This is a genomic window from Pseudanabaena yagii GIHE-NHR1, from assembly GCF_012863495.1.
GTDB lineage: Bacteria > Cyanobacteriota > Cyanobacteriia > Pseudanabaenales > Pseudanabaenaceae > Pseudanabaena > Pseudanabaena yagii.
The window spans coordinates 3,127,230-3,140,716 of sequence record NZ_JAAVJL010000001.1 but is presented as its reverse complement, the minus strand read 5'-3'; the positions used below and the strand labels follow the sequence as shown (position 1 = coordinate 3,140,716).

The following is a 13,487-nucleotide window of genomic DNA, read 5'->3' as shown; positions in this document are numbered from 1 at the left end:
TGAGCGAAGTCGAAGCAACGGTAGCTGAGCGAAGTCGAAGCTAACTTTGGTAGGACATTTTTTATCCGCAAGAGCCTAAGTAGTGCATTAAAAAAGGGTGATTTCGCTAAGCGAAATCACCCTTTTTTAATGAATAATATATTTTTGCCATTCGTCATGATTACCTGACCTCAAATATTTCGTTACCTCAAAATGCAAACCACTATGGGGGCGGCGCGGTTGTTTTTTGAGTGGCATCCCTGCCTCCTTGGGCGTGCGATTGCCTTTTTTGACATTACACCGTACACAGGCCGTAATAATATTGTCCCAGCTATCACCACCACCACGCGATCGCGGCAAAACATGATCGAGGGTGAGGTCATCCCCCGTATGCCCACAGTACTGACAGGAATGGGCATCACGATGGAGGATATTACGACGGGTAAGCGGGATTTCTTTATAGGGAATACTGACATATTGCAGCATTCGGATCACGGTGGGCAGTGGCATCCCTGGATAGACCATCTTGCCATTATGTTCGACTTGTTCTGCTTTACCTTTTATGACCAACACAATTGCACGCTGCCAATTGGTAATGTTCAGCGGCTCATAGGATGCGTTTAGTACAAGGACTTTTGCCATTACTATCCAGCGAACTCACAAAAGATGCTAGCACAGCTAACCAAAAATCTACACACATCTTGGGTAACTACAACAAAAATCAGAATTTCCCTTGGTTATAGGGCTTAAATAACTTAAACGGCTAAGTAGCTCAGCATCAAACCCAAATTATTGTTGTGCCCGCATAGCGGGCACAACAATAATTTGGGTTTTAGGTTTACTTATGCCTAACTACTTAGAAAACAAACTAAAAACTTTAGTTTTCAGCTCAAAGCTGAAGTCAACTCAATTAGACTAGGAAATCCTTTGCACCACTCCATGTAATCAATTTAATGCGATTCGGCTGTTTTTTTGACTGGGAGTAAACTATTAACTAGTGGCGCAAAAACCGTTAATCCGTTAGGGATACAGACTACTTCAACGGGAGTTGTACCAATAATCTCACCATCTACTACCACTTTTTGCGGTGGAATTGCCGTAACCTTGATTTTGTTAGTTCGGAAACAGACTAAGACTTCATTTTCGATGGGGGTTTTGACTAATGCAGACGCAAATAGCTTGCCGATGACATCGATCGCTAATAGGCGATCGGAAAGATTGAGGCTCTCATTTTTGGAAATGGCGATCGTCACATCAAGTAACCCATCGTTAGGAATCACCTCTCCCCAACCTTGTGCCAGCACTGAAGTTGGAGGCGCAGCATTGGCAATAGTCATCGCTCCACATTGAAACTGAGTGACCGATCCATCAATTTCCACTTCAACGGTAAAGAGCTTCTGTTCTAAAAGTTGTTGCGCCCCTGCAAGGAAATAGGCAAAGGCTCCTAAGAGATTTTTCATGTCTCGATCAGCGCGTTCCACGGTTTCCGCTTCAAAGCCAATACCAGCTAGCAAAATCATCGGCAAGTCATTACAACGGGCAGCATCGACAATACAGGTATTGCCTGTGAGGATATTTTCGCAAGCTGCCTTTAACCCCGTTGGAATCCCCAATGCTACGGAGAAAGCATTAGCAGTACCTCTAGGAATAATCCCAAGGGGAATGCCTGTGCCAATTAAAGCATTGGCTACTGCGGAAACCGTCCCATCGCCACCAGAAGCAATAATAAAATCGGTGTCAGAAGCTGTGGAGTTCCCCTCTTGAATTGTCGCGATCGCAGTTTTGGCTTGATCGGTAGGGTTCAGATTGGGCTTTGTGAAAATAATTTTTAATTGCACATGGGGTTCCAAAATTTGGCGAATCATGGCGAGATCCGCGTCAGGATTGCCCTGTCCTGCAATGGGGTTAAAAATCAGATGGGCAATACGACTTTTGCCTAGTGATTGCAGCACGATATTTGCGGTGGCAAGGTTCGTCGCCAGAGGGACATTATAGATTTTGCATATTCGCAATAAATTTAGAAGATTGGAGCCGAGGAGTGGAGCATGATCGGGATCGAATAGCCAGATGACACAGGCAACTTCCCCTGCAATTACACGAGCAGCAATTTCAATATCACCACCATCCCGTTGCGATCGCACTAGCTCGAAAGGTAGACCTGTGGCGGATTGAATTTGCTTACCAGTATTTGCAGTCGCAAGGGAATTATAGCGAGACAAAGTTACGTGGTACTTTTGCGCCAGTGCGACCATATCTGCTTTTTGGGTGTCATGGGCGATAAAAGCAATAGAGATTGGCATGGTACTGTTTTTTGATTTTGCTTCGTACAGGAATCTACAAAGATGCGTCCGATACTATTCTCCATCAGATTTCCATGCGATCGCTTTTGGGGTTTCAGGATCGGGTAACTTGTGCGTAATCACAGCCGCAGCTAAAACCATGATTGCGGATACCCATAGGCAGCCAATCAATCCATAAAATTCATAAATCAAACCCGATAGAACCGTGCCTGCTAAGCGTCCTCCCGAATTTGCCATGTAATAGAAGCCCACATTTAGAGCGACTTTATCATCATCGGTAAAGGCGAGAACTAAATAAGAATGCACAGACGAGTTAAAGGCAAAGACGACACCAAAAATCAGTAAGCCAACCATGATTACTAGGTTTGCGGGGAGATTTAATTGCAGAGCGATCGCAATGATCGCAGGAACCGCAATGAGGGATGTTGTCCAGAATCGTACAGTTTGCGATCGTGGCGGCTGACCAGAACCAAATCGCTTAATTAATGTCGGTGCGAGGGATTGAATAATGCCATAGCCAATTACCCAACAAGCTAAGAAGCCACCAACCTGATAAAACGACCAACCTAAAACACTTCGCAAAAATACAGGCAGTCCCACGACAAACCACACATCTCTAGAACCAAAGAGAAAGAATCTTGCTGCTGATAGGAGATTAATTTCAGGGCTTTTAGAAAAGAGTTGTTTGAACTTAACTTTTGCTTTGATTTTGCCCATGCCCTTTGGTAAGAATAAACCTGTAAACAGCAGCAGGAATAAACCTCCCGCCATAATCCATAGGGAATTCACAAAACCACATAGTCCTAATAAAGCACTACCGACAAAAAAGCCTACACCTTTAAGAGCATTCTTAGAACCTGTGAGAATCGCCACCCATTTAAACAAAGCCGATTGAGCATCCTGCGGCACGACTAAACGAATCGCACTTTTGGTACTCATTTTGGTCAAGTCTTTAGCAATTCCTGAAAAAGCCTGTGCAATCATCACATAGAGAACCGCTAGCCACTGCGCCCATTCAGGATTCAGAAAGGATAACAGTACTAAGGAGAAAATCTGTAATCCAATTCCTGTATAGAGTGTAACTTTCAGCCCTAATTGTGAGCCAATCCATCCACCGAAGAAGTTAGTAATAACTCCAAAGACTTCATAGAATAGAAATAGAGAGGCAATTTGAATCGGGGTATAGCCAATGTTATTAAAATAGAGTAATACCAACAGTCGCAGAGCGCCATCGGTAATCGTAAATCCCCAATAGGTGAGGGTGACAAGAACATAGTTCTTGAAGTTTGCTTGGGATGCAGTAGAAGGGGGCATGATAAATCTCTCAAAGTTTAGATGATTTGCCCTCACCCCTAGCCCCTCTCCCGCAGGAGAGGGGAACAAGAAAGAAATATGCGTTCTTTGCTCTCTCTTTCTCATTGAAAGAAGAAAAAGCAAAAAATATCTTCTTCGCTCCCCCTCTCCTGCGGGAGAGGGGGCTGGGGGGTGAGGGTCTTAGAACGAAGCCACTTTTCTCGCTAATTCCGCCATGCGACAGGAATAGCCCCATTCGTTGTCATACCAAGCAAGAATCTTTACCTGAGTGCGATCGACAACCATTGTCGAGAGGGCATCAATAATCGACGATCGCGAATCGTCTTTGTAATCAATAGAAACTAAGGGACGTTCTTCATAACCTAAAACCCCCTTCAACTCACATTCGGCGGCTGTTTTTAATAGTTGATTGACTTCCTCAATTGTGGTTTCTCTTTCCACTTCAAACACACAATCCGTAAGCGAAGCATTCAGCAAAGGCACACGCACGGCTAATCCATTTAACTTGCCCTTGAGTTCAGGATAGATGAGAGCGATCGCAGTTGCCGATCCCGTTGTAGTGGGAATTAGGGACAAAGCCGAAGCCCTAGCACGACGCAAATCTTTGTGCGGTGCATCGACAAGGGTTTGAGTATTTGTATTGTCGTGAATCGTGGTAATCACACCATGCTTAATTCCTAATCCTTCATGGATGACTTTCACTACAGGCGCGAGACAATTGGTAGTGCAAGATGCTGCTGTTAATAGATGATGCTTTTCAGGATCGTAGAGATGATCGTTAATTCCCATGACGATATTTAGGGCTTCCTCCTTCACTGGAGCCGCGACGATGACTTTCTTTACACCTTTGGTGAAATAGGGATTTAGGGTTTCGGGGGTGCGGAATTTGCCAGAACATTCCAATACGATATCAACGCCTAAGTCTTGCCAGTTGACTAGTTCAGGTTTGGCATATTCGCTAAAGCTGAGGGGTTTACGATCAATTTGGATGCGATCACCGATTACTTGTACATCTTGTTGCCAGCGTCCATGTACCGAGTCAAATTTGAGTAAATGTGCAGCAGCTTCTGCGCCGCCATTGATTTCGTTAATATGCACAAATTCTAATTCAGGAAACTCCCAAGCAGCTCGCAGAGCCAATCTGCCAATTCTGCCAAAGCCATTAATACCAACGCGCACAGCCATAGATTATCTAAAGGTTAAGTATGCTTTAAATATTGATTAAGATAAATATTTATAATAGTCAATATATTTATTCTGGCTATAATAATGGAAATCTGTCAACACCAAAAGTTGAATTAAGATTAGTCATCGTTTGGATGTTAAGCCAACTTAGAAATAGGCGATCGCTATAACAGCGTCATTGGAATCACAAACTAAAACTGCTTTGGAATTGACGGATAAAGCTTAGTTGATTTGTTGCGAATGATAGTTTGCTGAATCGGAGTCTGGACTAGCTGTTTCGAGAATATTAATGGCTGCAATGGCTCGTTTTAGTTGAAGCTGATATTCTGCCATGTGGCGCTTGAGGCGATCAATTGGTTGTTTGTAAGGAGTAAGAATGATTTTACTTTCTTGCATAATTGCTGTTGTGTTCTTTGATTAACTCTAATGGGTACTCAGGTTCATCTTCTCCATAGCACTGTTCTAAGTTTTGCAAAGCGAAGGCTTCTAAATTATCTTCTTGTTGAGATATGACAGTATCAATGGTGATGGAGTTGATGATTTGTTGCCAGAGTTCAACGGGGACAATTACATCGATTGTTTCGCCTTCGGTGTTGGTGACGTAGCGGATACGGTTATCTGTTAGTGCGTTTGGTGTTGCGATCGCCATGAAGATCATCCTCTTATCATTGTTATATTTTATATCGCTGATCGCTAAATCTAGAGTGCGATCGCCTCTCATCAAACCCAAACAAAATCCAACGATTGCATTGGAACTAAACAATCGGCGATCGCTCTTGCTTGAGGATGCTGATGATGATTTGCCTTCGCTGTCAATGTTACAGAAAATTGCTGGCGCTCTCAATCAGAAACTTTATTCATAGTTAGCCAGAATACGGCGAATCTCTGCGGCTGGGATGTTTGACTGCTCAGATTTTGAGTAAATCGTAACTAGAAAAACCGATGTAGCTGTTTTGACGTAGTAAATGACTCTGTAACCTGCGCTTTTACCTTTTTTGTTGTCTCGATTCTTAATCCGCAATTTGAAAACCGTATAGCCAACGTTAGCTATTTGATCGCCTTGAAAATTTCCTGCTTGGAGGTCGTCAAGAACTGGCTGTAAGTCTGCGCGAATATTACGATACTTTTTTGATAAATCGCGAAGTTTATTTTTGAACTCTTCTGAGAATTTAAGTTCAACTAATGGATCAATCGACATCAATCCCATCCCAAAGATCTGAAATTGGTCTAGTTCTGCCATTCATTACGTCATCCCAACCACGTCGAAAACTTTCTATCGCAGGTTCGAGTTCCTGATAGGTTTCTTGTGAAGGTAGGTTTTGAGATTTTTGTTGAGTTTTGGCAATATCTCGATCTAATAGTTCTCGCAGCTTGATTTTCTCGCGTAGTTCTAGGGAACTCATCATTTCTACGAGAGCTTTGAAAGGAAGAGATAGATTTACTTTTACTTGTGTACGTTTCATATTTATCAGTATCTCTACAATCAATATTTTAGAGTATGGTGATCGCTAAATCTACAATGAGATCGCCTCTCATCAAACCCAAACAAAACCCAATAATCGCGTTGGAACTAAACAATCGGCGATCGCGCTTTGTTTGAGGATGTTGATTATGATGGGCGTTCACTATAAATGTTGTAAAAATTGCTAGTTGTGTCAATCACAAAGTTGTGATTAAGTTCTCGGAAAATAACTTGAGGAGTACTTAATTACTAATGAGTTATATGTTCAGATTTGATATTCTCTTCATGATGTTTAGAAATTCTATTTATAACCTCAAAAATTTCTAAAAATGGATTGAAATCAAAGTCGTTAAAATTAGCCGACTCTTGCAATATATAATTCGCGAAATTATCTTTCGATAATGCTACATTTGTATCATTAGAGTCAAACACATTACTATCGATTATTTTTATCTCATTCTTTTTGATTTTCTTAGTCTCTTGAGTTACCAAATCTCGATCAATAATATGTCTACCGCTAATGGGATTAAACTCATTGCTTAGAAATAACCTTCTACCATCATTATCATGTCTTTTGATTTCTTCATCTTTGTAGTAAAATTCAATACAGATAGAATGATTATCTTTCCGATGTTGAGGAATTGGTATAGCAAATGAATAAACTCCATTATTCCAAGATTTGAAGCCTGTAGTTTCATTATGAACCTTTCTAATTAGGTCAGGTTCATCGCGATCAAAAATTGCAATTATGGGGTTATTTCGTTTTTCTTTACAGAACTGCTCACACATTTTTAGTAACTCAGGACTACCTTGTTTCTGATCATCTAAATCATCTTTGAACTTTATCTCAATTTTATATCTAGTTGTTTTATTATTCTGTAACCACCTATGTGCAGATCTAAGATGTTTTATATCTGTTTTTCCCTCCGTCCAAATAATAACTTGCGGTAAATCCTTTTGCTCCTCAGATGATTCATTTATATTTGCAATATCGAACTTTGTTTTATTTACCAGATCTGGAGCAAGTTTACTTAACCATCTCAAAAGCTTCAAATAAAGATGATCATCTTTTCCTCTTACTGAACCGACATACTCGATTCTACCCCTGATAACTTGCCTAAAAGAATCTGGATTAAATTCCGTATGTCGATGCTTTTCATACTTTTGCCAAAAAATCATTTCAGCATTCTCAAGACCGTATTTTTCCCAAGCATGAAGCACAGCACGAATCTGACGAATATATTTACGTTTAATGTTTAATTTTTCATTTACAGTAATTCCAGTAACTTCTTGATGATTATATCTATTTTGTAATCTAACTTTTGATTCATTAATCTGAAATCCATTCCCTTCAATAATATCTTTTAGTTCGCTACCTATATTTAATTTTTCTGAATCTCTGGAAAACCAAGCTAGATGAGAAGGAAACCTTGAACGTGAGGTAGAAAAAGTAATATCGTCAGCATACCTAGAATAAATACATTGATATTTCTTGGCTAACCTTTGTAGTTGAGTGTCCAACTTTGCACAGATCATGTTTGATATAGTTGGTGAGCTTGGTGCGCCTTGAGGCAACTGTTGGTTATGGCAACAAATTTGTGCAAAAACTGTTGCCACTTCCTCAGTACAATTGTATGGATTTGCCATGAGTAGACCTCTCACTCTTCCAAAGTTAATGGAGGGAAAGAAATCTTTAAGATCGAGGTTTAAGACATATCGCTGTCTAAGATGTTGTTTCGCATTGGTAACAATACTTTTGTTTGATGTAAACCCATGTGTAGAAGGTTTTGGTTTATATACACTTTGAAATAGTTGATTAGATTTATGTTGAATAATTTTAAGAGCAGTTTTAGGTGCTGAGATAGATCTTATCCCTCCAGATTTTTTCTTGATTTCAAATATTACATATGCTTTCTGGGAAGGATTAACATACAAATGATAACGAAGTTGATAATCACTAATTTGAAATAATTTTGCTATATCTTCACGAGTTCTTAACCTGCAAAATTCTTCTCTTAATTCTTCTTCTGAAAGATTTAAAAAGGTCGTATTCATACCAATTAAGCACGATTTTAAAAGCTAAGTACTCGTACCAGATTCTAACTTACTACTAACAGTTCGTAAGGTTGCGTAACAGTGTTATAACGAGGTATATATCGTACCCCTTGATGCATTACCGTCGCAGGATCAACAACGGGAATCAATTTTGCACGAATACCTAGCTTTCAAAATTATAACGTAGTAGTGATAGCATATTCAGGAATTTGTGAATATTGAGATTGCTTGCCATTCATCTTTTTGACTTTACTAGAAAACTTGAGATCGCTTGTTGGTGTGTTTGAGATGATCTCACTTGTAGTTAGATTGGTTAGAGATCGCGTAAATTTACACTTGCAACCATCTTGCTATAATAGCCGCATCACCTTAGCTCACCAAAAACTTCTATGCTCTCTCAACAGCTTGAAGACAAATCTCAACATCTAGAAACTAGAGTAGCCGCATTAGAAACAGAACTCGCACAAATGCGACAAGTGCTATCTGCATTTGTTCAGAAAAAAACACCTTGGTGGTTAAAAGTCGCAGGTAGCTTTGAAAACGATCCCACCTTTGACGAAGCAAATCGCCTCGGTCAAGAATGGCGCAAATCTGCTGAATAGAGCATCATGTATATTTTTGACACCGATCATCTCAGCCTCATTCAGCGCAACGGACAAGAAGGTAAGCGAATCTTAGCCAAACTTGCAGAGATAGAAGATCCTGAAGTTGCCGTTACCGTCATTACCTACGAAGAACAGATTAGAGGAAGACTCGCTTTTTTAGCTAAGGCAAAAACATTAGACGAACAAATCTTTGCCTATCAAGGATTACAGCAACTAGCAATCAATTGATGATTGGTCATGATTTAGCTGTCCAGATCCTACTCAAACCCCAAAATGTCGAGTAAAATCATCATCAATCGGTCTAAGGAAAACTTGCCATGCAAGTAGAAACATTATGACAACTGCCACCGCCCAAATTAACATCCACTTTGATCTACTAGCCGAAGCCGTCACCACCCTAAATATTGAACATAAAATCAAACTATGGAAATTACTAGGTCAAGAAATTGCTGAAGCCCAAAGAGTTAACCGAAATAATGTTGATACCAACGCCATAGACTCTCTCGATCGCTCAGTTGAGAAAATTCTATTAGAAACTGGCATGACCGAAGATGAATTAGTAGAAGCATTTGTCAATCAAGAATCATGATGATATTGATTATTGACACAAATATCCTAATTGCTGAATTACTTCGTCAGCGCGGACGAGAGCTATTGCGTAACCAACAACTGGGTGGGATTAGAGGCGATCGCATCAATTTACTTAGTTCGATCTGCACTATCAAAGAAATTTCGTTTAAACCAAAAAGATAGATTGACAAGACTAATTAAAACGGGAACTTCGATTAAGGGACCAACAACCGCTACAAAAGCTGCTCCCGAATTAATGCCAAATACCCCGACGGCAACAGCGATCGCTAGTTCAAAATTGTTACTTGCTGCTGTAAAAGCAACACTTGCCGCTTTGTCGTAATCCGCCTTGATGAGCCAAGCAAAATAAAAGCTGATTACAAACATCACAACGAAATAAATCAATAATGGAATCGAAATTCTGAAGACATCTAAAGGGATTTTTAACATCAAGTTACCCTTAAGACTGAACATCACCACAATCGTAAACAGCAGTGAAATGAGAGTGATCGGGCTGATTTTGGGAATGAATATGTTCTGATACCAAGTTCTCCCCTTAGCTTTGCTTAGGAAAAAGCGTGTCAAAAATCCTGCGATAAAGGGAATACCGAGATAGATCGAAACAGTCTGTCCAATCTCGATGATGCTCACGTTGACTACAGTGCTTCTTAAACCAAATAGCGGCGGTAATACCGTAATAAAAATCCAAGCATAAAAACTATAGAACATGACTTGGAAGATGCTATTAAAGGCAACTAACCCTGCCGTATATTCGGAATTCCCCTTAGCGAGATCGCTCCATACCACTACCATCGCAATACAGGGCGCAATCCCAATCAACATCAAGCCCACCATATATTCGGGTGAGTCTCGAAAAAAGACGATCGCCAAGAGAAACATGAAACTCGGTGCAACGATCCAACTCTGAAATAGAGCTAGCGCTAAGATTTTGCCATTGCGGAAGACATCGCCTAATTTTTCGTAACGTACCTTGGCGAAGGGTGGATACATCATCAAAATTAAGCCGATCGCGATCGCAATATTCGTAGTGCCAACTTGAAACTGATTGATCACGCGATCAACCGCAGGAAAAAGTGCGCCGATGGTCACACCGATCGCCATCGCCAGAAAAATCCAGACAGTCAAAAAGCGATCGAGTATAGAGAGTTTTTTAATCGGCTGTATATGTGCCATGATTGATTTACCTGATATTGATTAATATCAATATTTATAATAATCGATATTTTGTCACCTCGCATTAATTCATGGCACTATAAGTTTATGAAGCCAAATCAATCGATTACCTGTTGTCCTCCCTTACTAGAAGGTCGCCTCACCTCTGACGATGCCAACTATTTAGCGGCTATATTTCGAGTATTGGGGGAACCTGCACGTTTACAAATCTTGAGCTTAATTGCTGCTCAACCGAGTCAGGAAGTATGTGCCTGTGAATTAGTGGAAACTTTGGGTCTAGCTCAGCCAACGGTAAGCCACCATCTTAAGGTTTTATATGAATCTGGATTACTCACCAAAGAGCGTCGGGGAACTTGGATTTACTATCGCATTTTGCCCGAAAAATTAGCGATGTTACGGGATGCGTTGTCATAAAAAAGCTCTGGTAAGTTAAAGTGTGCGATACTCGTGCAAGCGAGAATCTTCCCCCAAGTAAATCAAAAAGATGGAAAGTAATATAGCAATTTCAAATAACTCCTAGAGGATAGAAAATCTTTTAATTTTTGATTTATGCTATCTACGAATTAAAATCCTCTAGGTTTTAATTGAATCTACTATAAAGAATCGTCTAAATATAGTAATCGCTAATCTATGGTTCTTAATCTTTTCAAGAAAGGAACTTAACCTCGTAAATCCTCTAATTTTTGCAATGCTGCGCCACTGCTGATAATTTCTTGAGCATAGGCGATCTCCTCTGTAATATCTCCATGCAGTCCATAGAGCCAGAGATAAAAGCCACAGTTCCACAATACTGAGTTGAGATATTCGGAAGGTTCATTTTTGAGGGCAGAGATGATTTTAGCAGCAATTTCAGAAGCATCTGCGATCGCAGGATCTTCTGAACTAAAGCCGTAATTTCTTGCCGATAAAGTCAAACGTTCAAAGCGATCGCCTCGGTTAATACCGATAATTGCTGTACGCGATCGCGGTAAATCGATGCTTCCTTCCCAACCTTTTACTGTTGCAAACTCAGTAATGCCATGCTTTGCAAAGGCTTCTCGAATATTTGTCTCAGTGGGTGGATGCACAAATCCCGACACGATTAATTGTTGCCCTTGGTAGGGAGACCACATTAGCTCAATGGTGGCGAAGGGTGGACGTTTACCAATTTGTTCGCGATAGGGAACAATACTTTGAGCAAGGGGAAAATGTTTAGGCAAATAGACAAATCCCAAATGATGCTGTTCTAGATTTTGCTGTACTTGGGCAAGCTCTAAACTTTGCCAATTCAGTCCCAATTCATGCCAGATCTCAATCAATGGCAGCCCTTCCTTGGTAGGCATCCGATCGCCCCCATGCATTAACACAGGAATTCCTGCTGCTGCCAACACAATTGCAGTTGCAGGATTAATAGGCGCAGTCTTTGATCTCCCGTCGTAGGGCAATCCCAGTACTAATACCCTTTTATCAGTAGCGATCGCTGCGACCTTAGCCCCCAAAAATTTATAGGCATCCAGCATTCCCGCCAACTCATCACTAGTTGGACGCTTAATCCGATGGGCGATCATAAATGCCCCGATCTGTGCAGGAGTTGCTTCTCCTTGCAACATCATCACTGTGGCGCGTTCTGCCTCTTGGCGCGTTAAGCTTTTGCTGGTATGTGTACCGCTACCAACTTTACGCAAAAATTCGCGAAATTCTTTACTCATTACTCTTTGGGTGAATTTAATGCAAAAGTCGGTTAGATGTTGAATTATCTCACAGGCTCGCCATTTAAAAAAATGATAATAAGTAGAGCAAAGCTTTACCCATTAACATTTTTTAAGAACTCAAAGCACTTTTTAAGATGACGGGAATTTCCTGTTGCACCATTTCGGCAGCGAGCTTACAAAAATATTGAATCGGCGGAATTTGAATGCGATCGATGGTCGTCACTAACACAATCTCGCGAGTTAAGTTGGGTTCACTGAGCGATCGCACCACCAAGTCAGAATCATAATTTAACTCCACTAAAAAAGTTTCAGGCAACAGCGCAATCAAACTCCCTTGCTTCACCACTCCTCGAAAAGCTTCAAGAGCATTTAGTTCCAAAGCAGCATTCAAGCGAATTCCCTGACGATTGAACTGATCTTGTACTAGGCGCTGTAACCCATAGCCATCCTTAAATACTGCCTGCGGAAAGTTATCGAGATCTCTCCAAGTTATAACCTCTTTTTTGCTGAGTGGATGCTGAGCAGGTAGCAATAATTGAATCTTTTCTTCATATAATCTTGTGATTACCATTTCCGAACTTGCGGTCAAAAATGGATTATTCATCACGATCGCAATATCAATCAAACCGTCTTTGAGAACCTTAAGAGCGCGATCGCTTCCTAATGTCGTTACCCGCAATTGTACGTTTGGATAAGTCCGAGAAAATTTTTGTAATATCGGCGGTAATTGATAGGCACAGGCAGAAGGAATTCCTGCTACACAGAGTTCTGTTTGCTTACCCGCTTGCAAATCAGTTAGCTCCTGCTCGGCAGTTGCCCAGATCTGACAAATTTTCTTGGCATGAGGTAATAGACGATCGCCCCCCAAAGTAAGCTTGGCATTGCCCTGACGATGAAACAACGATAAGCCCACAGTTGCCTCAAGAGACTGCACCTGTCGGCTGATCGTTGATTGACTAACGCCGCACTTCTGGGCTGCCTGTTGAAAGTTTCCCGTTTCTGCCACTGCCAAAAAAGCCTGTAACTGTTCCAAACGCATGAGAGATTAACGCTATTCTAGTTAAGTCTCCCATCATTAAGCCGCTTCTAGGTTTTCGGAAAAGTAGCATCGGTAACAAGCTAGATTAAAAGG

Annotated in this window: 17 protein-coding genes; 5 read left to right on the top strand and 12 right to left on the bottom strand. The window is 40.9% G+C overall.

The window, feature by feature from the left end; translation table 11 throughout:
• Positions 1 to 126 precede the first annotated feature (126 nt).
• The 6 genes from HC246_RS14400 to HC246_RS14375 form a co-directional block, all read right to left on the bottom strand.
• Complete coding sequence (locus tag HC246_RS14400) at positions 127 to 621, bottom strand: HNH endonuclease (RefSeq protein ID WP_169363977.1); 495 nt, start codon at positions 619 to 621, stop codon at positions 127 to 129.
• A gap of 308 nt (positions 622 to 929) precedes the next feature.
• Complete coding sequence (locus HC246_RS14395) at positions 930 to 2,279, bottom strand: methylglyoxal synthase (protein ID WP_169363976.1); 1,350 nt, start codon at positions 2,277 to 2,279, stop codon at positions 930 to 932.
• A 54-nt stretch (positions 2,280 to 2,333) separates the two neighbouring features.
• Positions 2,334 to 3,593 (bottom strand): organoarsenical effux MFS transporter ArsJ, encoded by a 1,260-nt coding sequence (gene arsJ, locus HC246_RS14390; protein WP_169363975.1) that lies wholly within the window; start codon positions 3,591 to 3,593, stop codon positions 2,334 to 2,336.
• A gap of 180 nt (positions 3,594 to 3,773) precedes the next feature.
• Positions 3,774 to 4,778: an ArsJ-associated glyceraldehyde-3-phosphate dehydrogenase gene (locus HC246_RS14385; RefSeq protein ID WP_169363974.1), complete on the bottom strand. Its 1,005-nt coding sequence runs from the start codon at positions 4,776 to 4,778 to the stop codon at positions 3,774 to 3,776.
• Between the two features lie 222 nt (positions 4,779 to 5,000).
• A complete protein-coding gene (locus HC246_RS14380; protein ID WP_169363973.1) occupies positions 5,001 to 5,174 on the bottom strand; it encodes a hypothetical protein in 174 nt (57 codons plus the stop codon).
• Positions 5,161 to 5,427, bottom strand: coding sequence for a hypothetical protein (locus tag HC246_RS14375; protein WP_169363972.1), 267 nt, complete (start codon positions 5,425 to 5,427; stop codon positions 5,161 to 5,163). Before HC246_RS14375 ends, HC246_RS14380 begins: the two co-directional genes overlap by 14 nt.
• Between HC246_RS14375 and HC246_RS14370 the strand changes: the two genes are divergently transcribed.
• Complete coding sequence (locus HC246_RS14370) at positions 5,426 to 5,641, top strand: hypothetical protein (RefSeq protein WP_169363971.1); 216 nt, start codon at positions 5,426 to 5,428, stop codon at positions 5,639 to 5,641. The genes HC246_RS14375 and HC246_RS14370 overlap by 2 nt on opposite strands.
• Here the strand turns inward: HC246_RS14370 and HC246_RS14365 are convergent.
• The 3 genes from HC246_RS14365 to HC246_RS14355 all read right to left on the bottom strand — a co-directional run bounded on the left by HC246_RS14365 (position 5,632) and on the right by HC246_RS14355 (position 8,295).
• Positions 5,632 to 6,018 carry a type II toxin-antitoxin system RelE/ParE family toxin gene (locus HC246_RS14365; RefSeq protein WP_225902960.1) on the bottom strand — a complete coding sequence of 129 codons (387 nt, stop codon included), beginning with the start codon at positions 6,016 to 6,018 and terminating at the stop codon, positions 5,632 to 5,634. The two genes, HC246_RS14370 and HC246_RS14365, sit on opposite strands and share 10 nt — an antisense overlap.
• Positions 5,966 to 6,241 (bottom strand): hypothetical protein, encoded by a 276-nt coding sequence (locus HC246_RS14360; RefSeq protein WP_169363970.1) that lies wholly within the window; start codon positions 6,239 to 6,241, stop codon positions 5,966 to 5,968. Before HC246_RS14360 ends, HC246_RS14365 begins: the two co-directional genes overlap by 53 nt.
• A gap of 248 nt (positions 6,242 to 6,489) precedes the next feature.
• Entirely contained in the window at positions 6,490 to 8,295 is a 1,806-nt protein-coding gene (locus HC246_RS14355; RefSeq protein ID WP_169363969.1) for a reverse transcriptase domain-containing protein, read from the bottom strand.
• A 389-nt stretch (positions 8,296 to 8,684) separates the two neighbouring features.
• Here HC246_RS14355 and HC246_RS14350 point away from each other — a divergent pair, with 389 nt between their 5' ends.
• The 3 genes from HC246_RS14350 (at position 8,685) to HC246_RS14340 (ending at position 9,489) form a co-directional block, all read left to right on the top strand.
• Positions 8,685 to 8,897: a hypothetical protein gene (locus HC246_RS14350; RefSeq protein ID WP_169363968.1), complete on the top strand. Its 213-nt coding sequence runs from the start codon at positions 8,685 to 8,687 to the stop codon at positions 8,895 to 8,897.
• A 6-nt stretch (positions 8,898 to 8,903) separates the two neighbouring features.
• On the top strand, positions 8,904 to 9,128 hold the full coding sequence (locus tag HC246_RS14345; RefSeq protein ID WP_211167713.1) for a hypothetical protein: 225 nt from the start codon (positions 8,904 to 8,906) through the stop codon (positions 9,126 to 9,128).
• 106 nt (positions 9,129 to 9,234) lie between these two features.
• A complete protein-coding gene (locus HC246_RS14340; protein WP_169363967.1) occupies positions 9,235 to 9,489 on the top strand; it encodes a hypothetical protein in 255 nt (84 codons plus the stop codon).
• 110 nt (positions 9,490 to 9,599) lie between these two features.
• Here HC246_RS14340 and arsB read toward each other — a convergent pair whose 3' ends face one another.
• Positions 9,600 to 10,664, bottom strand: a complete 1,065-nt coding sequence (arsB, locus tag HC246_RS14335; RefSeq protein WP_211167712.1) for an ACR3 family arsenite efflux transporter — start codon at positions 10,662 to 10,664, stop codon at positions 9,600 to 9,602.
• A gap of 87 nt (positions 10,665 to 10,751) precedes the next feature.
• Here arsB and HC246_RS14330 point away from each other — a divergent pair, with 87 nt between their 5' ends.
• Positions 10,752 to 11,078, top strand: a complete 327-nt coding sequence (locus tag HC246_RS14330; protein ID WP_169363966.1) for an ArsR/SmtB family transcription factor — start codon at positions 10,752 to 10,754, stop codon at positions 11,076 to 11,078.
• 245 nt (positions 11,079 to 11,323) lie between these two features.
• On the opposite strand, the gene HC246_RS14325 is transcribed toward HC246_RS14330, so the two are convergent.
• The gene (locus tag HC246_RS14325; RefSeq protein WP_169363965.1) at positions 11,324 to 12,352 is read right to left on the bottom strand and encodes an anthranilate phosphoribosyltransferase family protein; all 1,029 of its coding nucleotides are present in this window, start codon (positions 12,350 to 12,352) and stop codon (positions 11,324 to 11,326) included.
• A gap of 112 nt (positions 12,353 to 12,464) precedes the next feature.
• On the bottom strand, positions 12,465 to 13,394 hold the full coding sequence (locus tag HC246_RS14320; protein ID WP_169363964.1) for a LysR family transcriptional regulator: 930 nt from the start codon (positions 13,392 to 13,394) through the stop codon (positions 12,465 to 12,467).
• Positions 13,395 to 13,487 lie beyond the last annotated feature (93 nt).